The sequence below is a fragment of the Aequorivita todarodis genome (assembly GCF_028561335.1).
GTDB classification, from domain to species: domain Bacteria; phylum Bacteroidota; class Bacteroidia; order Flavobacteriales; family Flavobacteriaceae; genus Aequorivita; species Aequorivita todarodis.
On record NZ_JAQQTG010000050.1, the window covers coordinates 40,447 to 66,041 of the forward strand.

20 protein-coding genes are annotated in these 25,595 nt (G+C 41.5%); 10 read left to right on the forward strand and 10 right to left on the reverse strand.

Features of this window, described 5'->3' with window-relative positions:
* Positions 1-2: 2 nt before the first annotated feature.
* Both POV26_RS14015 and POV26_RS14020 read left to right on the forward strand, forming a co-directional pair.
* On the forward strand, positions 3-950 hold the full coding sequence (locus tag POV26_RS14015) for a lysylphosphatidylglycerol synthase transmembrane domain-containing protein (RefSeq protein ID WP_272857091.1): 948 nt from the start codon (positions 3-5) through the stop codon (positions 948-950).
* Between the two features lie 198 nt (positions 951-1,148).
* A complete protein-coding gene (locus POV26_RS14020) occupies positions 1,149-2,297 on the forward strand; it encodes an alpha/beta hydrolase (protein WP_272857092.1) in 1,149 nt (382 codons plus the stop codon).
* 2 nt (positions 2,298-2,299) lie between these two features.
* Here the strand turns inward: POV26_RS14020 and POV26_RS14025 are convergent, their stop codons facing one another.
* On the reverse strand, positions 2,300-2,953 hold the full coding sequence (locus POV26_RS14025) for a response regulator (RefSeq protein ID WP_272857093.1): 654 nt from the start codon (positions 2,951-2,953) through the stop codon (positions 2,300-2,302).
* Positions 2,954-5,821, reverse strand: coding sequence for a sensor histidine kinase (locus POV26_RS14030; protein ID WP_272857094.1), 2,868 nt, complete (start codon positions 5,819-5,821; stop codon positions 2,954-2,956).
* 47 nt (positions 5,822-5,868) lie between these two features.
* Here POV26_RS14030 and radA point away from each other — a divergent pair, with 47 nt between their 5' ends.
* The 3 genes from radA (at position 5,869) to POV26_RS14045 (ending at position 9,905) form a co-directional block, all read left to right on the forward strand.
* Positions 5,869-7,230 carry a DNA repair protein RadA gene (gene radA / locus POV26_RS14035; RefSeq protein WP_272857095.1) on the forward strand — a complete coding sequence of 454 codons (1,362 nt, stop codon included), beginning with the start codon at positions 5,869-5,871 and terminating at the stop codon, positions 7,228-7,230.
* 111 nt (positions 7,231-7,341) lie between these two features.
* The gene (locus POV26_RS14040) at positions 7,342-8,475 is read left to right on the forward strand and encodes a M23 family metallopeptidase (protein ID WP_272857096.1); all 1,134 of its coding nucleotides are present in this window, start codon (positions 7,342-7,344) and stop codon (positions 8,473-8,475) included.
* Between the two features lie 65 nt (positions 8,476-8,540).
* Entirely contained in the window at positions 8,541-9,905 is a 1,365-nt protein-coding gene (locus tag POV26_RS14045) for an acyl-CoA dehydrogenase family protein (protein WP_272857168.1), read from the forward strand.
* A gap of 99 nt (positions 9,906-10,004) precedes the next feature.
* Here POV26_RS14045 and POV26_RS14050 read toward each other — a convergent pair whose 3' ends face one another.
* Both POV26_RS14050 and POV26_RS14055 read right to left on the reverse strand, forming a co-directional pair.
* Positions 10,005-11,042: an NADP(H)-dependent aldo-keto reductase gene (locus POV26_RS14050; protein ID WP_272857097.1), complete on the reverse strand. Its 1,038-nt coding sequence runs from the start codon at positions 11,040-11,042 to the stop codon at positions 10,005-10,007.
* Between the two features lie 67 nt (positions 11,043-11,109).
* Entirely contained in the window at positions 11,110-11,880 is a 771-nt protein-coding gene (locus POV26_RS14055) for an exodeoxyribonuclease III (protein WP_272857098.1), read from the reverse strand.
* A 216-nt stretch (positions 11,881-12,096) separates the two neighbouring features.
* Between POV26_RS14055 and POV26_RS14060 the strand changes: the two genes are divergently transcribed.
* Together POV26_RS14060 and POV26_RS14065 are read left to right on the forward strand one after the other, a co-directional pair.
* Positions 12,097-15,561 carry a hypothetical protein gene (locus POV26_RS14060; protein ID WP_272857099.1) on the forward strand — a complete coding sequence of 1,155 codons (3,465 nt, stop codon included), beginning with the start codon at positions 12,097-12,099 and terminating at the stop codon, positions 15,559-15,561.
* A gap of 36 nt (positions 15,562-15,597) precedes the next feature.
* Positions 15,598-15,966 carry a hypothetical protein gene (locus tag POV26_RS14065; RefSeq protein ID WP_272857100.1) on the forward strand — a complete coding sequence of 123 codons (369 nt, stop codon included), beginning with the start codon at positions 15,598-15,600 and terminating at the stop codon, positions 15,964-15,966.
* Between the two features lie 47 nt (positions 15,967-16,013).
* Here the strand turns inward: POV26_RS14065 and POV26_RS14070 are convergent, their stop codons facing one another.
* Complete coding sequence (locus POV26_RS14070; RefSeq protein ID WP_272857101.1) at positions 16,014-17,552, reverse strand: glycine--tRNA ligase; 1,539 nt, start codon at positions 17,550-17,552, stop codon at positions 16,014-16,016.
* A 128-nt stretch (positions 17,553-17,680) separates the two neighbouring features.
* Positions 17,681-18,568 (reverse strand): hypothetical protein, encoded by an 888-nt coding sequence (locus tag POV26_RS14075; protein ID WP_272857102.1) that lies wholly within the window; start codon positions 18,566-18,568, stop codon positions 17,681-17,683.
* An 83-nt stretch (positions 18,569-18,651) separates the two neighbouring features.
* Between POV26_RS14075 and POV26_RS14080 the strand changes: the two genes are divergently transcribed.
* Positions 18,652-19,314 carry a ComF family protein gene (locus POV26_RS14080; RefSeq protein WP_272857103.1) on the forward strand — a complete coding sequence of 221 codons (663 nt, stop codon included), beginning with the start codon at positions 18,652-18,654 and terminating at the stop codon, positions 19,312-19,314.
* Positions 19,315-19,408: 94 nt separating this feature from the next.
* Positions 19,409-21,013: an Ig-like domain-containing domain gene (locus POV26_RS14085; RefSeq protein WP_272857104.1), complete on the forward strand. Its 1,605-nt coding sequence runs from the start codon at positions 19,409-19,411 to the stop codon at positions 21,011-21,013.
* On the opposite strand, the gene POV26_RS14090 is transcribed toward POV26_RS14085, so the two are convergent.
* The 3 genes from POV26_RS14090 to POV26_RS14100 are packed head-to-tail and all read right to left on the reverse strand — an operon-like array spanning position 21,000 to position 23,431.
* Positions 21,000-21,776 carry an amidohydrolase gene (locus POV26_RS14090; protein WP_272857105.1) on the reverse strand — a complete coding sequence of 259 codons (777 nt, stop codon included), beginning with the start codon at positions 21,774-21,776 and terminating at the stop codon, positions 21,000-21,002. The two genes, POV26_RS14085 and POV26_RS14090, sit on opposite strands and share 14 nt — an antisense overlap.
* A 52-nt stretch (positions 21,777-21,828) precedes the next feature.
* The gene (locus POV26_RS14095) at positions 21,829-22,911 is read right to left on the reverse strand and encodes a methionine aminotransferase (RefSeq protein ID WP_419180022.1); all 1,083 of its coding nucleotides are present in this window, start codon (positions 22,909-22,911) and stop codon (positions 21,829-21,831) included.
* A gap of 49 nt (positions 22,912-22,960) precedes the next feature.
* Entirely contained in the window at positions 22,961-23,431 is a 471-nt protein-coding gene (locus tag POV26_RS14100; protein ID WP_272857107.1) for a very short patch repair endonuclease, read from the reverse strand.
* 17 nt (positions 23,432-23,448) lie between these two features.
* Between POV26_RS14100 and POV26_RS14105 the strand changes: the two genes are divergently transcribed.
* Positions 23,449-24,228 (forward strand): Eco47II family restriction endonuclease, encoded by a 780-nt coding sequence (locus POV26_RS14105; RefSeq protein ID WP_272857108.1) that lies wholly within the window; start codon positions 23,449-23,451, stop codon positions 24,226-24,228.
* Positions 24,229-24,231: 3 nt separating this feature from the next.
* Here POV26_RS14105 and dcm read toward each other — a convergent pair whose 3' ends face one another.
* Positions 24,232-25,497, reverse strand: a complete 1,266-nt coding sequence (dcm, locus tag POV26_RS14110; RefSeq protein ID WP_272857109.1) for a DNA (cytosine-5-)-methyltransferase — start codon at positions 25,495-25,497, stop codon at positions 24,232-24,234.
* Between the last annotated feature and the right edge of the window lie 98 nt (positions 25,498-25,595).

A 25,595-nucleotide genomic window follows, 5' to 3' on the forward strand; every position in this document is an offset into this window, starting at 1 on the left:
TTTTGCAGATCTTGATTCCGCTGGGATTGGGAGTTTTTTTAATTTGGTACATCTACCAATCCTTCACGCCACGGCAATTGGATGAAACCAAAAAATATTTTGCCGATGCAAACTATGGTTTTGTCGTGCTTTCGGTTGCGTTTAGTGTCTTGAGCCACCTTTCACGATCGTATCGTTGGAATTTTATGCTGGAACCCTTGGGCTATAAAACCAAATTGGCCAATAATTTCATGGCCATTTCGGTGGCGTATTTGATGAATATTTTTATTCCAAAAAGCGGCGAGGTTTCCCGGGGCATCATTCTGGATAAATATGAAGGAGTGCCTTTCCAAAAAGGCTTTGGAACCATTATTTCCGAAAGGGTTGTCGATCTCGTTTTCCTCCTGTTTTTCACGGTTTTGGCACTGGTCATAAAGTTCGACATATTATATGGTTATGTGGTTGAAAGTATGCCGCCTTCTCTTTTATACCTGATTAGCTTCGGAATTGTCTTGGTGGGCGTGAGCATTCCACTGTACATTAAATTTTCGAAATCGAATATCAACAAAAAACTAAAAAACTTTATTATTGGTCTGAAAGAAGGTATTTTCAGTATTCTAAAAATGAAGAAAAAGGGCGCCTTTCTTTTTCATACCTTTATTATTTGGGGGCTGTACCTACTTTCCTTTTATACGGCGCTGCACGCGCTGCCCGACACTACCAACATCCCTTTTGGCACAATTATTATCACTTTTGTGGTGGGCAGTTTCACTTTTGCGTTTACAAATAGTGGTTTCGGTACCTATCCTGCTGCGGTGGCGGGCATTTTGACCGTTTTCGGAGTTGCCAAAACGGTGGGCGTTGCCTTTGGGTGGATTGTCTGGATTTCAAATATTTCTTCCATCGTTTTCTTCGGCGTGCTTTCGTTATTGTTGCTGCCCATATACAACAGAAAACGCTTGAAACTGTAAAATCGCGAAATGACTTTCTGGCCAAGGCGTGAGCCAATATTAGTACGGGCCTTATTCCTCTTTGGGGGTCAGGGGGCAGGAGGCAGGGAGCTGTACGATGCTTTTCAAAATTAAAGTGGGGAAACTTCATTTTTTACTTCTGAAAAAAATAACAAATCGAAAAATTGTTATCTTTCGGCAGCCTAAAAATTCTTACCAATGAAAAAAATCCTACTATTCGCAGTTTGCGTTTTGCTTAATTACGCCTCCTTTTCCCAAATAATTTATGAAGAATTCAATTCCAGCAAGCTCGGAGAGTCGCGACGATTGAAAATTCAGCTTCCAAGGAATTACGATGCCAATATTGACAAAAAATACCCCATTGTCTTGGTGCTGGATGCCGATTATCTTTTTGAGCCGGTAGCTGGAAACGTAGATTATTTCAGTTATTGGGAAGATATGCCAGAGTCTATTGTTGTGGGAATTATGCAGGGCGACAAACGTTATGATGATTGTGCATACGACGACGAAACGTTTATGCCCGGTGAGAAGGGCGCCCAATTTTTTGAATTTATCGGGATGGAACTCATTCCATATATTGACAAAAAATACCGCACCGCAAAGTTTATCATTGGCGTGGGGCACGACTTTACGGCAAACTTCCTCAATTACTATCTTTTCAAAGACCCGCCTTTGCTGAATGGCTACATAAACTTGAGCCCGGATATGGCCCCGATGATGGAAGAGCGGCTTGCGCAACGGATTCCGCAGATACCCGGAAAACTGTTTTATTATTTGGCCACCGGAACCGATGATATTAAAGGCTTGATGGAAGCTGCCGAAGGTTTAAACAGTCAGTTGAGTGGTCTAAAAAGCAAATCGTTCAACTATTACTATGACAATTTTGAGGGCGCAACCCACTACTCCCTTGGCGGGCGGGGCATTCCGAATGCTTTGGAAAAAATATTTTCGGTCTATAGGCCCATCAGCAAAAAGGAATTTTCTGAAGTATTGTTGAAAATGGATACGCCCATTAGCCAATATTTGCTCGATAAATATAAAGTGATCGAGGATCTTTTCGGCATAACCAATAACATTCGCGTGAACGATTTTATAGCCACCGCAACTGCTTCGGAAAAAAGAAACCAATGGGAATCCTTGCGGGAGATTGCGACCTTGGCAAAACGGCAGTATCCAGACACGGTGCTTGGCGATTATTATTTGGGGCGTTACTACGAAGAGACCGGAGAGCCCAAAAAGGCAATGAAAATCTATCAGGGCGCCTACGACAAGGAAGAGGTAGATTTTATAACCATCGATAAATTACTGGACCGGGCAGATAAAATAAAGGATGATTTTGGGTATTAGGCCTAGAGCTCTTTTATAACATTTCTGTTCAAATATGCCCAATTTGTCAGTGCATTTGAAGTCGTGTTTTCTATTTCCAGCTTCATAATTATGTTGCTTCGGTGTTTTTCAACCGTGCGGATTGAAATGAAAAGCTTTTCGGCAATTTCACTGCTGCTCATTTGTTCGGCCACGAGCTTTAAAATGGTTTTTTCTGAAGCAGTTAAATGTTTTATTTTTTTTAAATCTTCGGAGACGATCGCAAGCGATGATGGAACAAAGGAACGACTAAAATATACCTCATTGTCCAGTACACATTTAATACATTCCTCGATTTCTGAAAAGGAGTCTTCTTTTAAAAGATAGCCGTTTATTTGTAGCGCCTTGGCTTGGGAGATGTATTCATTTTCCTTGTGAAAGGACAGCACAATAAACTTAGTGTCCACTTTTTTTTCCTTGGCCATTTTTATCACTTCAAAGCCTGTTAAAAGCGGCATATCGATATCTAAAAGTGCGATGATGGGATTGTGGGTTAAAATGAGTTCCAGGGCTTGCATTCCGGTGGTAGCTTGCCCAACAACATTGTAATTATTTGCGGCGAGTTCATCATGGAGGCCTTTGAGGATCATGGGGTGGTCATCGGCTATAACAGTGGAAATATTCTTTTTATCAATCATTTAAATTGGAATAGTGAGGGTTACGGTGGTCCCTTTATTAAGTTGGCTCCGTATATCAATTTTTGAGTGTAACATTTTTGCGCGCTCCAATAGGGTTTTCATACCCAGGCTTTCACTGGTTTTTACCTTTTCAGAAAATTCAAAGCCTTTTCCGTTGTCTGCAATAATGGCTTGAATGGTGTTTTTCTTTTTTTCTATAGTCACCGAAGCCGCTTTGGCTTCAGCGTGTTTTACCATATTGTTTAGCACTTCTTGGATAATTCTATACAAATGTAAGGATGCTTCCTTGCTTAAAAAAGTATCGATGTCTTCAATTTCGTGGGTAAAAAAGATATTCGTGTTTGTATCCACTTCATCAACCATATTTCTAATTGCAGCTGTGGCCCCCAAACGTTCCAAGGTCGCGGGATGCAAGCCTCTGGAGATGGCCCTTAATTCTTGCAGTGTATTGCTTGCCAAGGATTCCATTTCAAAGTTTCCGGTGCTTTTGGTTTTTTTGGTAAGAAGCATCAACTTTTGCCCCACGCTGTCGTGAAGTTCGCGGGCTACCCGAGTGCGTTCTTCTTCTTGGGCCTTTATAAGGTTGTGGGTATATGCTTCATTTCTTTTTTGTTCAGCCCTGTTTTTGAAATAATAAAACAGGAAAACGCTGATTGCCGTAATAGTTAGTAGAGAAACCCAAAAAAGCCAGGTTTTCCAAAACGGGACCGTTATCACAAAGGAATATTGATAGGGTTGGGTTTGCCAAACCCCATCGCCATTGTCCGCAATAAATTCAAAAGAATATTCGCCCGGGGGCAGATAGGAAAACACCACATTCGGGTCTTTTGTGGGTTGGGACCATTCGTCTCCGTCCCGAAGGCCTTTCATCCGGTATTGGTAGTGAACGTTCTCAGGATTAGTGAACGTTATGGCTTCCATTGAAAAGCTTAAATAATTTTTTTGATAGGGAAGAACAATGCCTTTCTTGGTTCTATAAAGGCTGTCTTCCAAAGGTTCAGAAAACAGAAGAATTTGCGAAAGATCGAGCTTCGGCGGTTGCGTGTTCGGAAGAAAGGATTTCTCGTTAAAGGCGAGCATTCCACTCAGCGAGGTGGCCAAAAGGGTTTCGTCTTCCGTAACCAGAAGCGAATTGAAATCGATGTCATTTTCCAAAAAATGGGCCACAGTGGCATATTTTTTTGCCACGATACTATCCTTTTTCAACAAAAGTTCCAGATCAACTTTCAGCAACATATCTCTTCCGGCCAACCATAAATTGTTGCCATCCACCTTCAATGCCCGAAAATGTTTTAAAGAAGGGAAACGGCTCATCTCAAAAGTCTGGGTTCTAAAATTGTCGTTTTGGAGTGTTATGTGGTATAATTTTTTTTCACTTCCAGCAAGTACCTCATTTGTATTGATGGCATCCAGACTTCTGAAATCATTGTGTACATTGGGGTGAAGCCCTGGAATGGTGTCTGTTTTTGTATCGTTCATTTGAAAGAGGCCGCTTATTTTGCAGAGTATATAACGGTCGCCAATCGGTTCAATGGCAATTGCTCTTCTCGATCTTATGAAATATGTGGAATCTTTTGCCAGAACCTTAATTTTATCGGTGCCAAATAGAAACGTTTTGTCTTTTTTCCTGAACAATAGATTGTAGTCTCCCTCATCTATCAACAGTGATCTTTCATTTTTCTTGGGATGTTCAAAAACCGCTGTTTCGGTAGTATATAGAAGGTTGTCCTCAGGGGTAACAAATAGATTTTTTATGGTGCCCCCTTTTGTTATGGGCTGGATGTTTTTAGATTCATCCAATACAAATACCCCGTCATTGGTGGCCATGAGCAATTCTCCGTCCCATTCCACTATGTCATTTACCGATTTTGAAGGCAGGCCCTGCGTGTCGTCATAAATTTTGAAGGAAGTATCCCGAAAACGGATAATTCCTTCGCCATAACTGGTCATCCAATGGTTGCCTTCGGTATCCTTGATGGCTCGGTAAATGTATTTGGTAGGAAGACCGTGAGCCTCATTTATTATTTTTAAAATGCCCGTTTGTTTGTTGAAGATGCCAAATCCGTTGCCTTCAAAACTTAAAAAGAGTTCCTTTTCGTTTTCCTCAAGAATGCCGTAAATGCGGTTTTTGTCAAAATCCTCTTGCTTGAATTTATATTTTGTCAGCTTCCCGTTCGCTATTTTATATAATTCGCCGTAAGCGCCCACCCAAACATCTCTGTTGGCATCCACAAATACCGAATAGCAAATGTTGTTTATCCCATCTTTTTCGTTGTAAATGTTTTCAATTTTTAAGGGATTAAGGGTCATTTTGAAAATACCCTTATCGGTCGAAGCGATATATAACGTATTGTCGTCATGCCAAGCAGCTTGTTGCAGTCCCGAAATTTGGTTTTCCGCATTTGCTTTTAGCAAATACTCAAGTTTTCCGTTTTTATAGGTTACTATGCCTTTTACGAAAACGATATAAATAGTGCCGTCGCTACTTTCCAAAAGATAGGTGGCACTTCCCAAAAAGTCAAAATCTACGCCTTTTGGGTTCGTAATTTTTCCGTTTTCAATAATGCTTACGCCATTGTCCAGCGTGCCAACCCAAATTCTTCCTTTGGAATCCTCAAAAAGACTGAAAACGATATTCGAGGCAAGCCCATCTTCCGTAGTATAATTCTTGAAAGTCCTTCCGTTAAAGCAGCTTATTCCCCCCGTGGTGCTAACCCAAATTCTATTCTGGCTATCTTGTATAATTGCGAAAGTTTCATTGTTGACCAGCCCTTCCTCCGTTTTATATTTTTTAAATTGGTATCGCTGTGCGGTAGAAACCAATGCGCAAAAAAACAGTAAAAAAAATGTGAGGAATAAGCGTTTCATTTTGCGAAGGTTTGTAGCGTAAATATATTTATTTTAGCGGAACTATTATGGCCAAAACAAAGACAACATTTTTCTGCCAAAACTGCGGCGCGCAATATGCAAAATGGCAGGGACAGTGCAATTCCTGTAAAGAATGGAACACCATTGCCGAGGAAGTAATCCAAAAAGCTGAAAAGGTGAGTTGGAAAGCTTCCGAGGGTACTTCCAAAAGAGTTGCGAAGCCACAGCGTATTTCTGAAATTTCAACCCAAGCGGAAGCTCGGTTAAATACAAAAAACAACGAATTGAACCGTGTGCTCGGCGGCGGATTGGTGCCCGGCTCATTAACGCTTTTGGGCGGCGAACCCGGAATTGGGAAGAGTACGTTGATGCTTCAAATTGCGCTGCAACTTCCCTATAAAACACTCTATGTTTCCGGCGAGGAAAGTGCGCAACAAATAAAAATGCGGGCGGAACGGATCCAACCTATTTCTGAAAACTGTTTCATTTTAACCGAAACAAAAACACAAAATATTTTCAGAAATATCGAAGAGATTGAACCAGATATCGTGGTGATTGATTCCATCCAAACCCTCCACACAGATTATATTGAAAGTACGGCCGGAAGCATTTCGCAAATTCGTGAAACTACAGCCGAGCTTATAAAATTTGCAAAGGAAACGGCAACACCGGTTATTTTAATCGGCCACATCACCAAGGATGGAAACATCGCCGGCCCAAAAATTTTGGAACATATGGTCGATACCGTTCTCCAATTTGAAGGCGACCGAAACCATATTTACAGAATCCTCCGTGCCAATAAAAACCGTTTTGGAAGTACCAACGAATTGGGAATTTACGAAATGCAGGGCAGCGGTTTAAGAGAAGTTTCAAACCCTTCGGAAATTTTGATTTCGAAGAATGACGAAGATTTAAGCGGTACGGCGATCTCCGCGACTTTGGAAGGCATGCGTCCGTTGATGATAGAAATTCAAGCCTTGGTGAGCAGCGCCGTTTACGGTACGCCGCAGCGCAGTGCCACGGGCTATAACGCTAAACGCCTAAATATGATTCTTGCCGTTTTGGAAAAACGGGCAGGCTTCAAACTTGGCGCAAAAGACGTCTTTTTAAACGTAACCGGAGGAATAACCGTTGACGATCCCGCAATTGATTTGGCGGTAGTTGCCGCGGTGCTTTCCTCAAATATCGACATTGCAATCGACAAGCGACTTTGCTTTGCCGCTGAGGTAGGTCTCGCAGGCGAAGTGCGCCCCGTTACCCGTGTGGAGCAACGCATTTTGGAAGCCGAAAAACTTGGGTTTACTTCTATCGTTATTTCAAAATATTGCAAAATTCCGAAGCAAAACTTCCACATTAATATCATAAAAGTGGCAAAAGTGCACGATGTGGTGCACCATCTTTTTGGGTAACTTTTTAATCCGAAGAGAGAAAGTCCCCTCCCAGCCTCCCCTATGGGGATGGGTCAACGCAAGAGTTCCCCCTTTGGGGTTTTGGGGGACTTTAAGTATTTTAGCTTCGCTATGAATCTGAGAATTTATTTTATCATATTCCTTTTCGGGACGGTATTCATTGGCTGCAAGCAAGTGCGCAAAGCGGCCGATGTAATCGTGCAACCTACGGCCCGCGAAGTTTACGAACGCAACTTTTCAAAAAATGATTCGCTATTATTACTTTGGAAAAATGCTTTTGAAACCGCAAAACGCGACAGTATCCAAATCACGTTGCCATATTCCGAAAGCGGTGTTTTTTCCGAAGAAAATCTCAACGTTTATAGCTATAACATTCAACTGAAAGAAGGTGAACGGATTGTGGTTGAGGTTGAGAAACAGCCCGATTCCGCTTTGGTATTTGTTGACCTTTTTCAAGCGAAATCCGATTCCTTGAAATCTTTCAAACTTTTAAAATCTTCCGAAGACAAAAAAGCATTTCTTTCACAAGAAATTGAAGCCTCCGGTTTTTATAAAGTTATCGTCCAGCCACAAATGAAACTGCAATTTCCTTTTGTGCTGAAAATTTATACGGAACCTATCTATGCGTTTCCGGTGAGCGGAGCAAATAATAAAAACATTCAAAGTTTTTGGGCAGATCCGCGCGATGCGGGAAGCCGTTCCCACGAAGGTGTCGATATTTTTGCCGATCGTGGCACGCCCGTGGTTGCGGTTACTGATGGCATCATTACTTCGGCTGGCGAGCGCGGTCTCGGAGGAAAACAGGTTTGGCTCCGCGATGGACTTTTCGGAAAAACTATTTATTATGCACATTTGGACAGTATCTCGGTTTCAGAAGGGAAAAGGGTAAAGATTGGCGACACCCTTGGCTTTGTTGGCAATACGGGCAATGCAAAAACTACGGCGCCCCATCTTCACTTTGGAATTTATAAATCGAAAGGCGCCATAAACCCGTTATCGTTTATCAAAAAAACTGAAATACAGCCCAGTGAAAAAGCGTCGGCCATTGTAAAGGCGGTAAGTTTAAGAAACCGTGCAGATGTCTATAAAGGTCCTGCTTCGGTCTTTGAACAATTTGGAAGTCTGAAAAAGAACGATACCATCACAGTTTTGGGCAAAAACCAAAAGTGGTTCCACATTCAAACTGCGGACAGCCTAAAAGGTTATGTAAATGAAACCGTGATAAAACCGCTTCCTCCAAATTAACTTTTTTTTAGCCTTAAGAAAATCGCATAATGGTATCTTTAGAAGTCAATTCTAAAAAAACCGTTATGTCCTTCTTTTCAAAAATCAAACAGACTATAAGCTTAATGCAGGATATCGATCTGGATGCGCTGGGGAAACTTTCGCAAAAAGTAGATCTTTCTGAAATTATGAAAACCGTGGGCGAGCTCGACGATCGGCAACTTGCGGGTTTGATGCGGATGCTGAAACACAAAGGTGGAAAAAAAGGCCAGCACAAATTGCCGCCAATTGATGGCGATTTTTATGATATGGCGCTAAAACTCACTCCCCAACAACGCGAACTTCAGATAAAAGTGCGCAATTTTATGGAGGACGAAATAAAACCGATAGCAAATGAATACTGGAACAAAGCCGAATTTCCCTTTCAGATTATTCCAAAAATGGCGGAATTGAACATTTGCGGCCTTACCTATGAAGGCTACGGCACACCTTACGAAACCTACGTTATGGAAGGCATTATCGCGATGGAATTGGCGCGGGTCGATGTTTCCATTTCTACCTTTTTTGGAGTGCACAGTGGTTTGGCGATGGGTTCCATCTACATCTGCGGAAGCGAGGAGCAAAAACAGGAATGGCTACCAAAAATGGCGAAAATGGAGCTAATCGGTGCCTTCGGGCTTACTGAACCCGACGTGGGCTCTGCCGTAGCGGGAGGTTTGGGAACTACGTGCAGACAGGAAGGAGACGAATGGGTTTTAAACGGACAGAAAAAATGGATTGGGAATGCAACATTCGCAGACGTTACAATAATTTGGGCGCGTGACGAAGCTTCCGACCAAGTAAAGGGATTTTTGGTTAGAAAAGGAAATCCGGGTTTTAAGGCCGAAAAGATTGAAAACAAAATGGCGCTTCGCACGGTGCAAAACGCTTTGATTACCATGACGGATTGCCGAATTCCCGAAAGCGACCGACTTCAAAAATGTGATTCTTTTAAAGATACCGCCAAAGTACTGCGAATGACGCGGGCCGGAGTAGCTTGGCAGGCCGTGGGATGCGCAAGAGGTGCTTATGAAGCCGCGCTGAAATACACAAAAAAACGCGAACAGTTCGGAAAACCGATTGCCTCCTACCAATTGGTTCAAAACCATTTGGTCGAAATGGTTTCCAATCTCACGGCGATGCAGACTTTATGTTACCGTCTTTCCGAATTGCAGGATGAAGGCTTACTCACTGATGAACATGCGTCGCTCGCCAAAGTCTTTTGCAGTATGCGAACCCGCGATATAGTAAGCCAGGCCCGTGAAGTTATGGGCGGCAACGGAATTCTCTTGGAATACGACGTTGCCCGTTTTGTAGCCGATGCCGAAGCTATTTACAGTTACGAGGGCACCAAAGAAATCAATTCGTTGATAGTGGGTCGTGCAATTACTGGTTATAGTGCGTTTGTGTAAAAAAAAAGCCCCTCCCGACCTCCCCGAAGGGGAGGAGTAGTGCAAGAGTTCCCCCTTCGGGCCTGCCTGCCCGAGGCACGTAGGCAGGGGTTAGGGGGACTAAGGGGCTGGATTAGGAATTTGATTGTGGATAGCATCAATTTCCTTCAATATTTCTTTGGAAAGGGAAATGTTGATGCTCCCAATATTTTCTGAAAGTTGCGCGATGGAAGTGGCGCCAATAATTGGCGCGGTTACAAATTTCTTCTGAAGAATAAAAGCCAGTGCCATCTGTGCAAAACTCAAATTATGCTTTTTGGCGATTTCAAAATATTTCTCAGTGGCTTCCAATGCGGGTTTGCTGCTGTAACGGGTGTATTGTTTAAACTGATTTATGCGCGAATTTTCATCAGCGGTTCCGTTTAAATATTTTCCGCTGAGCGTTCCAAAGCCCAATGGCGAATACGGTAAATAGCCAATATTTTCCCGGTGAAGTATTTCACTCAAACCAATTTCATCTTTCCGATTTACCAAATTGTAGGGGTTTTGGACTGAAACAATTTTCAACTTTCCTTTCCGGGCTTCTTCCATACAGCGCATTACCCCAAATGGCGTTTCGTTTGAAAGTCCGATGTGGCGGATTTTTCCCGCTTTTACGAATTCTTCCAAATCATTTAAAACTTCAGCAAAATTATCGCTCCAACTTTCATCATCCTTATGGCTATAATCGCGCTGCCCGAAATAATTGGTGTTGCGCTCCGGCCAATGCAACTGGTACAAATCGATATAATTTGTTTGCAAACGTTTCAGACTTTTGTGAATCGCATCTTCCAAAGATTTTTTGCTGAAATCCAACGGTTGGCGAATGTGGTCCATTGAACGGCTGGGCCCGGCAATTTTGGTGGCCAAAACCAGCTCTTCCCTATTTTTCCGTTTCGCAAACCATTTGCCGATGTAAGTTTCCGTTCTTCCCTGCGTTTTTGGGTTTGCGGGAACGGGATACATTTCGGCACAGTCTATGAAATTGATGCCTTTTTCAATGGCGAAATCAAGTTGTTCCTGGGCTTCGGCTTCGGTGTTTTGCTGGCCCCAAGTCATGGTGCCAAGGCAGAGTTTGCTGATTTTTAAATCTGTATTTGGGAGGGTTGTGTATTTCATTTTACGTTTTTGAAAAGACCTAACAGGTTTTAAAAACCTGTTAGGTCTTAGTTCATGAGATTCCTCGCTATGCTCGGAATTCGAGTTCCACCAAATGCGGGCAATGGTCACTGTGCATGGCATCGGGCAGGATTACGGCGCGTTTTAGGTTATCCAATAACGGTTCCGAGACCAAATTGTAATCTATCCGCCAACCTTTGTTATTGTTTCGGGCATTGGCGCGATAGCTCCACCAAGTATAATTGTGCGGTTCCTTGTTGAAATGACGAAAACTATCAATAAACCCACTTTTCATAAATCCGTCCAGCCATTTCCGTTCAACAGGTAAAAAACCGGAAACATTTTTATTTCTTACGGGATCGTGTATATCTATTGCTTCGTGACAGATGTTGTAATCGCCACAGATTACCAAGTTTGGAATTTCCTTTTTCAGATTGTCAATATATTTCTGAAAATCGGCCATATAGGTAAGTTTGTGTTCCAAACGGTCAAGGTTTGTGCCGCTGGGCAAATACAAGCTCATCACCGAAACATCGTCAAAATCTACGCGGATGTTTCTTCCTTCGGCGTCCATATATTCAATGCCGGTGCCGTATTCTATATGGTTCGGTTTTATTTTTGAAAGGATCGCCACTCCACTGTAACCCTTTTTTACGGCACTGTACCAATAATGATAGGGGTAACCTGCTTTTTCAATTTCCTCGATTTCCACTTGGTCAAAATTGGCTTTTGTTTCCTGAAGGCAGATAACATCTGGGTTTGCGGCTTTCAGCCAATCGATAAAACCTTTACGCATCGCGGCGCGGATTCCGTTTACGTTGTATGAGATTATTTTCAAAATTAAAGTCTTTTTTCTCTGCGGTTCTCTGCGCATTTCTCAGTGCAACTCTGCGTTATAGCTATTTCACAGAGTTTCGCAGAAAACCACGGAGTTACACAGAGGATTTGCATTTGCTAAAGTAAATAAGATTGTATTTTTACGCTAACCATTTCCAAAAAGGTTATCAAAAAATATCCGACAAAATAAAAACCCAAGTGTTTAGTTTTATAGTTGATGAAGTTATACCTGTTAGTTTTTTTCCTTTTTATTGCGGCCATTGGCCATACGCAGGATATTTCTTCAAACTATAAAGAGAGGAAGGTTGCGGTGAAAGATACCGTGATTTTGGACAGCTTGGGCATTAATCCGAAACGGTTCGCAATACTGGACAAAGATGGAAATTCGCCAAACCCTTTCAGTTATAGAATAGATTTCAAAAAAGGAATCATAATTTTTACCGAAGAATTGCAGCAACAGCAGGATTCGCTTACCATTCAATATTTGCAGTATCCGGAATTTTTAACGCGGGAATATTTCGCCCTCGACCCAAAAATTATTGTTGAAAATACGGGGCAAATCGATAAGCTGTACTCTTTGGACGAAAGTACCAATAAAAGCACATTTACCCCTTTTGATGGGTTGAATACTTCGGGGAGTATTTCGCGCGGCATTACCATTGGGAACAATCAAAATGCAGTGGTGAACAGCGAACTTGACCTTCAGATTACAGGAAAGTTGAGCGAGAAAGTTTCCATTCGGGCATCGATTCAGGATGCCAATATCCCCACGCAGGAAGGCGGCTACTCCCAAAGTTTGAATGAATTTGACCAGATTTTTATCGAACTTTTTGGCGAAAACTGGAACATCCGCGCTGGCGATATTGACTTGCAGAACAGCAATAGTTATTTCGGCCGATTTACAAAAAAAGTACAGGGAATCTCGCTTGGCGGAACTTTTAACAACGAAGACGGTTCCAAAATTTCAGCTTTTGCTTCGGGAGCTCTGGTTCGCGGTGTTTTTTCGAAAAGTGAATTTATTGGGCAGGAAGGTAATCAAGGGCCCTATAAATTGGTCGGTCCCAATGGCGAACTTTATATTTTGGTGGTTTCGGGAAGCGAGCGGGTTTACGTTAACGGACTGCTTTTGCAGCGAGGAGAAAACGAAGATTATGTAATTGATTATAACGCTGGGGAAATAAAATTCAACCCGACGTATCCGATAACCAGCAATATGCGCATTTCGGTAGAATATCAATATACCGATAGAAGTTACACGCGTTTCATCGGCTACGGCGGCGGGAATTATATCAGTGAAAACCTTGATTTAGGCGTATATGTTTATTCTGAAAACGACGCAAAAAACCAACCTTTGCAACAAAATCTCACCGAAGAACAGGTGGCTATTTTACAGGCCGCCGGCGATGATAAGGATTTGATGACAGCTCCGTCGGCCGTGCCCGATACGTATTCCGAAAACAAAATTCTCTATAAAAAGGAAATCATCAATGGAGAGGAAGTTTTCGTGTTTTCAAGCAATCCAGAGGATGAACTTTTCAGCGTGCGGTTTTCATTGGTGGGTCCCAATAACGGCGATTATGTAATTAGTGAGACCAACGCCATCAGCCGAATTTTTGAATATGTAGCGCCTGTAGATGGTATTCCGCAGGGCAATTATGCGCCGGTTATTCGGCTGAACGCTCCCGTAAAATTGCAGGTGGGCGGTGTGAACGGAAGCTTTCACCCTTCGGAAAAGACGCGTATCGATTTTGAGGTTGCGGGCAGCCAAAACGACCTCAACCTTTTTAGCGATATTGACGATAATAATAACGATGGTTTCGCGGGAAGATTGGCTTTTAAACAACGGTTGCTGACCACGGCCGATACCTTAAAAATTGACGGTTTCGGCTCGTTGGATTTCGTTCAAAAAGACTTTAGAACCATCGAAAGACTTTACAATATTGAATTCAACCGCGATTGGAACCTTATCAACCCGATGGGCAACCAAAGTTTTGTAATATCGGGCGTAGAAGTCTCACACCCGAAAATTGGTGGTGGGCGCTATGAATTCCAAAATTTGAATTATTCTGAAAATTTCAACGGTACGCGGCACGTGATTTCTTCAGCAATAAAACTTAAAAACTTGCGATTGCAGACCTACGGGAGCTTTCTGAACAGCAAAGCCGATTCCATTTCCTCCAAATTTATCAGACTGAACAACACGACTACCTATTCTTTTGAAAAAGCTTGGGTGGGCGGCAAAGTGGCTATGGAAGACAACCAGATTAAGGATGTTTCCCGCGATAGCATTTCGCCCATAAGTCAAAAATTTGCGGCATTCGAGGCTTTTTCGGGCATTGGCGACAGTACGAAGGTTTTTGTGGAAGCGGGCTATCAGTTTCGGGTGAATGACAGCGTTCGGAACAATATGCTGCAAAAGGTAAATTCATCGAACACCTATTATTTAAAATCACGACTTATAAATACTGAGAACACGCAGCTTTCGGCCTTTGCAAATTACAGAACGCTGAAATACGAACCCAATTCGGGAACGGGTATTGACCCAAACGATACGCTGCCCGTAACCATCGACAAGCGGGAGACCGAACGTTCGCTCAACTCGCGCATTATTTATAACCAAGCACTTTTTGACGGCGGAATTCGTTTAAATACGGCTTTGGAGTCCAACAATGGGGTAATTCCGCAGCAGGAATTTACCTATGTAAAAACCGAGCCGGGGCAGGGCGTTTACACTTGGATTGATTATAACAACAACGGCATTCAGGAATTGGAGGAATTTGAAGTGGCGCAGTTTCAGGACCAAGCCGAATATATTCGGGTGTTGCTTCCCAATCAGGTTTTTATAAAGATTCGGCAGAATAAGTTCAGTCAAATCCTTACGCTGAATCCGCAAAACTGGTCGAATAAAGAAGGGTTCAAAAAGGTACTTTCACATTTTTACAATCAGACTTCCTATGTTTTGGACCGAAAAGTAAAGCGGAAAAACGACGGTTTCAACATCAATCCGTTTGAAGATGGCGGCGATGACCAATTGGGATTGACGTTGAATTTTCGCAATGCTTTATTTTTCAATCGAGGAAAACAGCATTTCACTACGAGTTATACTTTTATTTCTACTTCGGCGGATAATTTACTCGCCGTTGGTTTGCAACGAAATAATCTGAAAAGTCACCAACTCAACTTCAACCATAAATTTTGGAAAAGCTGGCTGTTGAATTTAAAGGGCGCAACCGGCAGCAATGAAAGCCTTTCGGAAAATTTTGCGAATAGAAATTACCGTCTCGATTCCTATGAATTCAATCCAAAAATTTCCTATTTATTGAGCCAGCAAACGCGATTTGATGTTTTTTATGAATTTGCAAACCAAGACAACCAATTGGGCGAGATGGAAAAGTTGAACCAGCAAACAGTAGGTTTTTCTTTCGCCTATACCAATGCCGAAAAAGTTTCAATAAATGGGGAATTCAATTATATCGACAATAAGTTTGAGGGCAGTCCTTTTTCGCCTGTGGCCTACCAAATGTTGGAAGGCTTGCAGCCGGGCACCAACTATACGTGGCGCTTGCTTTTTCAGAAACGGATCACGAAATATTTGGATGCCAATCTTTCCTATTTCGGCAGAAAAAGCGAAACTACCAAAACGGTCCATACGGGCAGTATTCAGTTGCGGGCGTATTTTTAATTTTTGTATCTTCATAAATCATTTAAAACCGATTTTATGTTAAAACCGATTCTTGTATTCTTTTCGGCTATAATTCTTTCCTGTGGTTCCACGAAAAAGCAAACCCAGAATACTTCGGCAGAAGGAACAACTTCCACGGAAGAAACAGTTGACCCACAAAAATTAATGGCGGAGGGTTATATGTTGGGGACAATTGTATATTCCGACAAGGAAGGCGACTGCCCGTACACGATACAGATGCCGGGCGATAAAATGGAATTTTACTATTTGGATCCCATCAATTTGGAGGAAAAATTTAAAGTGGACGGACAGAAAGTATGGATAAAATTTAACGGCTTACGAAGAATGAACCGATGTGATAAAGCAACCCCCGCAGAAATAGTTGACATAAAAAAAGGAGGATAACCAAATATCCTCCTCCTTCAAAATATAGAATTAACCACTTAAAAAAATTATTCGGAAAGCCAGTTTTTATACGAAATGGTTTCCTTCATTTTTTCTGAAATCGCTGCAATAGAGATTCGTTCCTGTTCCATCGTGTCGCGATAGCGAATCGTTACGGTATTGTCTTCAATAGTTTGATGGTCCACGGTAATGCAGAATGGCGTTCCAGCTGCGTCTTGGCGACGGTAGCGTCTTCCCACGGCATCTTTTTCGTCATAGATTACGTTGTAATCCCATTGCAGATCGTCAATTATTTTTTGGGCAATTTCGGGCAGACCGTCCTTTTTCACCAAAGGTAAAACGGCAGCTTTTACGGGTGCCAATATTGCCGGAAGTTTCAAAACGGTACGCACGCTTCCGTCTTCCAAAGTTTCATCCTGTAGCGAATTGCTCAAAACGGCGAGGAACATCCTGTCCAGACCGATGGAGGTTTCAACCACATACGGAACATAACTTTCATTTAATTCTGGATCAAAGAATTGCAGTTTTTTTCCAGAGAATTTTTCGTGTGCCTTTAAGTCGAAATCGGTGCGGGAATGGATGCCCTCCAATTCCTTAAAGCCGAAAGGAAAGTTGAATTCAATATCTGCCGCGGCATTGGCGTAATGTGCCAGTTTTTCGTGGTCGTGGAAACGGTAGTTTTCTTCGCCCATACCTAACGAAAGGTGCCACTTTAATCGGGTTTCCTTCCAGTATTCGTACCATTTCAGCTCTTCGCCCGGACGTACAAAAAATTGCATCTCCATCTGTTCAAACTCACGCATACGGAAGATAAACTGTCGCGCAACAATTTCGTTACGGAAGGCTTTCCCTGTTTGTGCGATTCCGAAAGGAATTTTCATCCTGCCGCTTTTTTGCACGTTCAGAAAGTTCACGAAAATACCTTGGGCGGTTTCCGGGCGGAGGTAAAGGTCCATGGCACTTTCGGCGGAAGCGCCCAGTTTGGTGCCAAACATTAAATTGAACTGTCGCACCTCGGTCCAGTTTTTTGAACCGGTTTCGGGATCGGCAATTCCAAGTTCTTCGATCAAAGCCTTTACATCTGCCAAGTCTTCCTTTTCAAGCGAACGGGCCAGGCGTTCCAAAACGGTGCGCTGTTCCTCAAGATAGCGAACTACACGGGGATTTGTAGTAATAAACTGCGCTTCGTCAAAGCTATCGCCAAAACGGCCTTTGGCTTTTTCAATTTCCTTTTGGGCTTTTTGGTTCAGCTTTTCGGCGTAATCTTCAATAAGCACATCGGCGCGGTAGCGTTTTTTGGAATCCTTGTTGTCAATCAACGGGTCGTTGAAAGCATCAACGTGGCCGGAAGCCTTCCAGGTTGTGGGGTGCATCAGGATTGCGGCATCGATACCCACAATATTTTGGTGCATATAGACCATGCTGCGCCACCAGTATTCGCGAATGTTTTTCTTGAGTTCTACACCATTTTGGGCGTAATCATAAACCGCGCTGAGGCCGTCGTAGATTTCGCTGGATGCGAAAATATAGCCGTACTCCTTTGCGTGGGAGACTACTTTCTTAAATTGATCGTCGTTGTTTGCCATAGAGCGCAAAAGTATGAAAAGCCCCCTAACCCCCAAAGGGGTAACTAAAAAAAGAACCCCGAAATATTTTAATTTATCGGGGTTCTTTTTAGCGATAAGCTTGTAATTCCCCCTTTGGGGGCATGGGCTTATTTAAGCTCCATAGTAGTAGTTGCGATTTGGTTCGGGCCATCAAAAAGATTGAGGGTATATCTTCCTTCCACAAGATCGGCCTCGGAAGCATTTACGAGAATACAAACATCAAGTTCTTCATTTTCATAAAAAACGTTTGTTGAAGCACTGTAGTTTAGGTTTTTGTCTTCAAATTGTTTCACGGTATTGTCGCCCATCATTTTGTTTTTTGGGTTTATAACCTGTACGTAAAGAATTCTATCCCCTTTTTGGGCAATAGCATTTGGAGCTAACGTAAAACAAGCTCTAATTTTGTCGGCACGGCTTGCGCGTTTTGTATCTACAACCTTTCCGTTATTTCTAATAATAACAGCTTCTCCACGTAAATCCGTAGCCTTAACAATGGAACCTTTTTTAATGGTTTCGGTCATCGCCATATTTTCTTGGCTTACGGAATCCACCACCATTCTGGTATTAGTTAGTTCAGTAGAAGTACTGTCGCGTTCCATGGCAAGTTGCTTGTTCGCGGCTATCAAACTATCCGCACGTTTAAAAAGCATAGTGCGTTCTTGTTTTAGCCTGCCCACTTCAGCTTTGTACCTTTCAATCAAGCCAATATTTGCCTTTGCGTCCTTTACAGAATCCAAAAGAACCGTAATTCTTTCCCTGGCGGCGAGCAAATCTTTATCCTTGAGTTCATTATCCTTGATTACTTCGTCATAATTAGCAATTAAGCCCTCTAATTCCTGCTCGATGTCTGCTTTTTGTGTTTCAAGATTTGAAATCGTAGATTTATTGTCGTTGAACAATGTTACGGTATAAACCGCCAAGGCAATAAGCAAAACCGAAAGAACCCCGATGAGGATCTTGAATTTACCACTATTGTTTTCGTTTTCAGTACTCATAATTAATAAGTTAAGTTTAGGTGGTAAAAGTAGGTAGGTATTTCTTTAACAAACGTTTACAAAATGGTAAAAATTCTTAAAATATGTTAAATCTTCTTTTTCCCAAAGTATGTGCTGGCTGTAAGGGCCAACTTCTCATGGGAGAATCGGTGCTCTGTTTGGAATGTATTCATTCACTTCCCATGGCTTCCTTTCACAAAACGGAAAGTGACATGCTGAAGGATAAATTCTATGGAAGATTTCTGGTAAAAAATGCAACGGCGTTAATTTATTTTCAGAAAAGAGGGCTAACACAGGAATTGTTGCACAATTTAAAATATCGCGGAAAAAAGGAAATAAGTTCATTCTTCGGGAAATGGCTGGGCGCGGAATTGGCAGAAAACCATCATTACAAAGCGATAGAAATGGTAATCCCTGTTCCTTTGCACCAGCAAAAGTTGAAGAAACGGGGCTTTAACCAAGTGGAAGGATTCGGAAAGGAAATTGCTTTGGCTTTAAATGTTCCATATCGGGATGATATTTTGATAAAAATCTCCAAAACGGGTTCCCAGGTTTTCAAAACACGAATCCTGCGTTTTGAGGCGGAAGAGGTTTTTTCTATTCAAAACCTGGAAGCCATAAAGAACAAGCACGTGCTGCTGGTTGACGATATAATAACCACGGGAGCCACGCTGGAAAAATGTGCGCTGCAACTCTTGAAAGGTAAAAACGTATGCGTCAGCATTGCTACGATTGCAGTTGCGTAAAAGTTAATGGTTAATGGTTAATAGTTATTTGTTATTGATTAATTTTGAAACTTTCCCATTGGCAACAACTTTTAACAAATAACAATTAACGCTTTTGAAACACCGCCTCCTTTATATACCCATCGCATTTCTGTTTATGCTATCTTTTGTGGACTGTGCAAAAAAAGGAACGCCCTCGGGCGGGCCGAGGGATACCATTCCGCCCATAATCGTTAGGAGCAGCCCCGAAAATTACAGTACAAATTTTACGGGAGATGAAATTGAAATCCGTTTTGATGAATATATAAAGCTGAAAGATTTAAACAAGGAGCTCATCATTTCCCCACCGATGAAATATACGCCCGTCATCACGCCGCTCAGCACTTCAAAAACCCTGAAGATTAAATTGATAGACACTTTAAAGCCGAGCACAACCTATTCCTTCAATTTTGGGAAGAGCATTGTGGACAATAATGAAGGAAACCAGTTTGAGTATTTTAAATATGTTTTTTCCACGGGAAGTTATATCGATAGCTTAAAACTTTCCGGAACTGTTAAGGATGCCGAGCTCATAGCCCCCGAAATTCCCACAACCGTAATGCTTTATGAGGTGAACGAAACATTTAATGATTCATTGGTTTATTCCGAAAAGCCAACGTATATAACCGTTACAAAAGACAGCACGGGCACGTTTGAATTGACCAATTTAAAGGAAGGGAACTATTTGTTGCTCGCTTTAAAAGAAAAAAATAATGACTACACTTTTCAACCGAAAAACGATAAGATTGGGTTTGTAAACGAAATGATCACCGTGCCTTCAGATTCCACATATTCATTGACCCTTTTTAAGGAAACCCCCGACTACAAAGTAGCGCGGCCCAGTCAGGTTGGCAGAAACCACATTGTTTTTGGTTATGAGGGACGCGCAGATAGTTTAAACATCGAAGTGCTTTCCGAAGTTCCGCAGGATTTTGTTTCCACAATTTTTAAGGACGAAAAGAAGGACACGCTCCACTATTGGTTTAAGCCTGCCATTGAAGCCGATTCGTTGGTTTTTAAGATTGCGAATGGAAATATAATTGATACCGCCACAGTAAGAATGCGCGAACTTTATAAAGATTCGCTGAATATTTCGGCAATAAAAACGGGTGTTTTAAAATTGAAGGACACCTTTAAACTCCGCGCCAACACACCATTCGTTTCTTTCGATGCCGAAAAATTTCAGGTAATGGCAAAGGATTCTTCCCTAATTGAACCTACGGTAAAACTAAACAGCGAGTACAACTGGGCCGAAGTTTTCTTTCCAAAAACCGAAGACCAAAGCTATCAGATAAAGGTCTTTCCGGGGGCACTGACCGATTTTTTTGAGAAGACGAATGACACCCTTCAATTTAGTATAAACACAAGACTTGCTTCAGACTACGGAACACTGAATCTTACCTTAATAAACGTAGATCGTTTCCCTATTATAGTGCAAATGGTTGATAAAAAGTACAATGTTGTGGCGGAAGAATTTCTATCCGAAAACAAAACTGTGTTTTTTGACGAACTTTCTCCCGACAAATATTTCCTTAGAATTATTTATGACGACAATCAAAACGGCAAATGGGACACCGGCAGCTTCCTAAACCGAAAGGAACCCGAAAAAATAATCTATTACCCAAAACAAATTGAAGTGCGCGCCAATTGGAGCTTGAATGAAACTTTTACGTTAAAGTAAACTTATCGCGATCATTCAAAAACTGCAAATGCTTCCGGTTGCTCTCAATGTGCTCCTTGGATAAAGTTACCGTTTCAATAAACTCATCAAAAGCGGAAGGGGAAACCTGTTTTCCCAAAACGTCATAAACCGCCGAATGGCCTACATATTCGTGGTCATTGCCGTCAAAACCCACGCGGTTTACGCCCACGCAGTAGCTCATATTTTCAATGGCCCGTGCACGAAGCAGCGTATCCCAAGCAACGGTACGCACTTTTGGCCAGTTGGCTACATAAATTAAAACGTCATAATCTTCGGTATTTCTGGACCATACAGGGAAACGCAGATCGTAACAAATGAGCGGGCAGATTTTCCAGCCTTTGTAATTTACGATTAAACGCTCCTTACCTGCGGTGTATGTTTCATTTTCCTTTGCCAAGGTGAAGGTGTGCTTTTTGTCGTATTTTTCATAAGTGCCATCGGGCAAAACGAAAAAGAGGCGATTGTAGAATTTGTCATTTTCTGAAATAATCACGCTGCCGGTAATGGCGCAGTTGTGTTTCCGGGCTTCGGAAATCATCCAGTTTAAACTGTCGCCATCATTGGGTTCGGCAAGTTTTTTGGCATTCATCGAAAATCCGGTAGTGAACATTTCTGGCAGGACTATCAAATCTGTTTCCCCTTCAAAGGTTTGGAATTTCTTTGAAAACAATTCCCTATTGGCCGATGCGTTTTCCCAAATTAGTTCACTTTGAACAAGCGTTATTTTTAAATCGGTTTTCATTTTTTTCTTTTAAAAGTACGGTTTCCTTTTAATACCAACATACAAAATAATCCTATAATTCGCGAAGGATTTTTGCAGCTTCCGCAAGCGTTTCATCGGTTTTGGCAAAGCAAACCCGAATCTGTTTAAAATCTTTTCTGCCTTCGTTGAAAACAGAAGTGGGAATGGTCGCAATCTTGTGTTCCTTCGTAAGCCTTTCCGCGAAAGCGATATCGTTTTCATTTGAAATTTCTGAAAAATCAAGCATCTGAAAATACGTGCCTTTTGATGGAACAATTTTGAAATTGGAACCTTCCATTAAATGCAGAAAAAAATCGCGCTTTTGCTGATAAAAATCCGAGAGTTTTAAATAATGGCTTTCGTCTTTCAAATAAGTGGCCAATGCTTTTTGGATGGGGTGATTCACACAAAACACAACAAATTGATGCACTTTTTGAAATTCTTGCATCAACTTCTCAGGAGCGGCGCAATAGCCCATTTTCCAGCCCGTATTGTGAAATGTTTTGCCGAAGGAAGCCGTTACAAAACTTCGCTCCGCCAAGGCTTCAAATCTCGATGCACTTTGATGCACCTTGCCGTCAAAAATGATGTGTTCGTAAACTTCATCGCTTAAAATCAACAAATTGTTTTTTTCTGCCAAATCTTGTAATTCGAGCATATCATCTTTTGAAAATAGCATCCCACTCGGATTGTGTGGCGAGTTGATGATAATCATTTTCGTTTTGGAAGAAATGTTATCCGCAACTTGCTGCCAATCCACACTATAAAAAGGAGGTTTAAGTTGAATTGGGACAATCTTTCCGCCGAACAATTCCACTGTTGGCGCGTAACAATCATAAGCTGGGGTGAAAATAATCACTTCATCCCCTTTGCTAATTGTAGCCGCGATTATTGTGAAAATAGCTTGCGTTGCACCAGCGGTAATCGTGATTTCGATTTCGGGATTGTAAAAACGATCGTGGAGGGTTTCGATTTTCTTTGAAATTTCCATCCGAAGCTCAAAATCGCCGGGCATTGGGGCATATTGGTTAAAACCATCGCTCATTGCTTGGTCCACCAAGGCGTTTAAAGCGGGGTCGCTTGGAAAGTTTGGAAATCCCTGTGAGAGGTTTAAGGCGTTATGTTCTGCTGCCATTTTGCTCATTTTGGCGAAAATGGAGGTTTCAATATTGGGTAATTTTGAGTTAATCATTCTGTCCGGTATTTATATACACCAAAATATCGTTGATGCATTTGTTGAGGTTGTTCTTTATTTCGTTGGTCCAAAACCGAAACACGGTATAGCCCATTTCTTCGAGTTGTTTGTTCACTTCGCGGTCGCGCTGCATATTTCGTTCTATTTTTGGAATCCAAAAACCGCGGTTACTTTTTAAAGTTTTCTTTCTTTCGGGCCAATTGTAGCCGTGCCAAAACTCACCGTCGATAAAAATGGCAAGTTTGTATTTTCGGATGGAAACATCGGGTTTTCCCGGGAGTTTTTTGCTATCCACGCGATAACGGATGCCTTTCTTCCAAAGCGCTTTTCTAAAAAGCAATTCCGGCTTGGTATTCTTCCCACGAATTTTGCCCATCATTTTTGAACGCTTTTTCGTGGTGTAGAAGCCGGATTCTTCATTGAATCTTGGGACTTTTATTTTGTTATCTTCGTAATTCATAGCAATTGATACAAATTATGAATAATCTTGGCGAATCGAAAAATAAATACGTAGATTTTGTAAGTGATGAACACTTGTTAAAATGTATTTCTAATTTACACAATTCATATTTATCGGCTAAAAGAGAATTTACCAAAGAGAAATTTTACAACAATAAAGTTGATATTTTCAAATTAACATTCGATTCGAGATTTAATGAGCTTTCTGAAGAAGAGCTTATAAAACTTGAAATGTCCAGACAGATTGATAAATCTGTAAATAACGCAATCGGCACATTTCACGAAGAGGTTTTGGGCGGAGTTGAAGGTTTCAGCAGTGGCAGATTTCTTGGTTATGATTTAAAAGCGAATGATGATTCACTCTTCGCGGAAATCAAAAATAAGCATAACACGATGAACAGCAGTTCTGCCGAAAGTGCGTTTCAAAAGCTCGCCAGGTTTGCGGATGACAATAAAAATTCAAGGTGTTATTTGGTGCAGATATTGGCGAAAAAAAGTTTTTGCAAAAAATGGGAAGCGATTATTAACGGAAAGGAATACAGCCATAGCAGGGTCTATATAATTTCTGGCGACCAATTTTATGATTTGGTTACAGGAAAGAAAAATGCTTTATACAATTTGTATAAATCACTTCCGAAAGCAGTAAGTGATTTTTTAAGGAGTATTTCCGAAGAAAAATTAAATGAAAACAATATTCTTTCTGAAATTTCCAAAAGCGCGAAAGATAACACTAGAACGATTTTAGATGAAATTACTTTTGAAAATTTCCTTTATTATGATGGTTTCGATGATTTATAACAATTAAATCGCTTCAACTTTTTCGCTAATTTTTGTTTTTTCGGCCAAATGGACACTATTTAAAAACCGCACAATAGAATACCCAATTTCCTTAGCCAAATTGACCGGAACTGCATTCCCTATCTGTTTATATTGTTGGGAAACAGAACCTTCAAATTTCCAATCATCGGGAAAAGTTTGAATCCGTGCATACTCGCGTACTGTGAAAGGCCTTGTTTCGTCGGGGTGGCAACGTTCCGTTTGTTTTTGCGCAGGGCTGCAAGTTAAAGTCAAACAGGGTTCGTCCCAGCCAATCCTGCGTGCCATCCCCGTTTTTCCTCCGCCTAAGAAGAAACTTTTCTGCATATATTCCTTTTGGATGTCCAAGGGCAAATCTCTCCAATACCCTTTCGGCGGAACCAAATCGAGGACCTCCTTTTTATGCTGTGGATATTTTGCTCCTTTAGATTTCGGCACATTTGTATTGAACAATTTTCCTTTTTTCAACGCATCCTTCAAATTGTAGATTTCGGAATAGGGTTTTGGATATTGGTACTCAACATCAATATCTTTTCGAATACCCACTAAAATCAATCTCTCGCGTTTTTGGGGAACTTTATAATTAATCGCTTTTAACACCCTAACAGGAGTAACAACGTTATAACCGATTTCGTCTAAAATGGAAATCATCCCTTCCAAAGTTTTTCCTTTGTCATGGCTTAAAAGTCCACGAACATTTTCCCCAATGCAAATCTTCGGCTTTGTTTCTTTGACCACACGTGCAAATTCATAAAAAAGTGTGCCGCGTGCATCTTCCAAGCCTAATTTTTTCCCCGCATAACTAAAGGCCTGGCAAGGAAATCCGCCGGTAACTACATCGATATTATTAAATTCAGAAAAATCCATTTCCCGAATATCTCCTTCCAACACATTCCAGTTTGGACGGTTTTTTAGCAGAGTTTGGCATGCCCATTTGTCAATTTCATTTAATGCTCTGCATTTTAAACCTGCCTGTTCCATTCCAATAGCAAGACCCCCGGCACCCGCAAATAGTTCTAAAACAGAAAAGTCCTGAAGCGGTTCAACAAAATTACCTTCATCAACTTTGTCAAAATACGATTTGAATTCTGGAAAAATTTCCAACTGCTCCTTTTTATAAACCCTATAATTACTCATAGGCTCACGGACGGCTTCAAGTTTTCCGTCGTTATCCCATCGACGAAGAGTTTCTGGGTTTTTTCCTAAAATTTCAGCAGCTTCTGAAACAGAATAATATTCTTTTATAACCATGTTACGCAACCTTATATATGGTTACAAATATAGTTTTTTAAGTTTAATCGGAATTTATTTCCGATTAGAAAATTTTGAAACTTATTCACAACAAAAAA

Coding starts and splice junctions, on each gene's coding strand:
- POV26_RS14075 (WP_272857102.1), bottom strand. CDS start 18,568: ATGAGTACTGAAAACGAAAACAATAGTGGTAAATTCAAGATCCTCATC.
- POV26_RS14065 (WP_272857100.1), top strand. CDS start 15,598: ATGTTAAAACCGATTCTTGTATTCTTTTCGGCTATAATTCTTTCCTGT.
- POV26_RS14030 (WP_272857094.1), bottom strand. CDS start 5,821: ATGAAACGCTTATTCCTCACATTTTTTTTACTGTTTTTTTGCGCATTG.
- POV26_RS14090 (WP_272857105.1), bottom strand. CDS start 21,776: ATGAAAACCGATTTAAAAATAACGCTTGTTCAAAGTGAACTAATTTGG.
- POV26_RS14060 (WP_272857099.1), top strand. CDS start 12,097: ATGAAGTTATACCTGTTAGTTTTTTTCCTTTTTATTGCGGCCATTGGC.
- POV26_RS14045 (WP_272857168.1), top strand. CDS start 8,541: ATGTCCTTCTTTTCAAAAATCAAACAGACTATAAGCTTAATGCAGGAT.
- dcm (WP_272857109.1), bottom strand. CDS start 25,497: ATGGTTATAAAAGAATATTATTCTGTTTCAGAAGCTGCTGAAATTTTA.
- POV26_RS14050 (WP_272857097.1), bottom strand. CDS start 11,042: ATGAAATACACAACCCTCCCAAATACAGATTTAAAAATCAGCAAACTC.
- POV26_RS14020 (WP_272857092.1), top strand. CDS start 1,149: ATGAAAAAAATCCTACTATTCGCAGTTTGCGTTTTGCTTAATTACGCC.
- POV26_RS14080 (WP_272857103.1), top strand. CDS start 18,652: ATGTTAAATCTTCTTTTTCCCAAAGTATGTGCTGGCTGTAAGGGCCAA.
- POV26_RS14100 (WP_272857107.1), bottom strand. CDS start 23,431: ATGAATTACGAAGATAACAAAATAAAAGTCCCAAGATTCAATGAAGAA.
- POV26_RS14070 (WP_272857101.1), bottom strand. CDS start 17,552: ATGGCAAACAACGACGATCAATTTAAGAAAGTAGTCTCCCACGCAAAG.
- POV26_RS14105 (WP_272857108.1), top strand. CDS start 23,449: ATGAATAATCTTGGCGAATCGAAAAATAAATACGTAGATTTTGTAAGT.
- POV26_RS14095 (WP_419180022.1), bottom strand. CDS start 22,911: ATGGCAGCAGAACATAACGCCTTAAACCTCTCACAGGGATTTCCAAAC.
- POV26_RS14040 (WP_272857096.1), top strand. CDS start 7,342: ATGAATCTGAGAATTTATTTTATCATATTCCTTTTCGGGACGGTATTC.
- radA (WP_272857095.1), top strand. CDS start 5,869: ATGGCCAAAACAAAGACAACATTTTTCTGCCAAAACTGCGGCGCGCAA.
- POV26_RS14025 (WP_272857093.1), bottom strand. CDS start 2,953: ATGATTGATAAAAAGAATATTTCCACTGTTATAGCCGATGACCACCCC.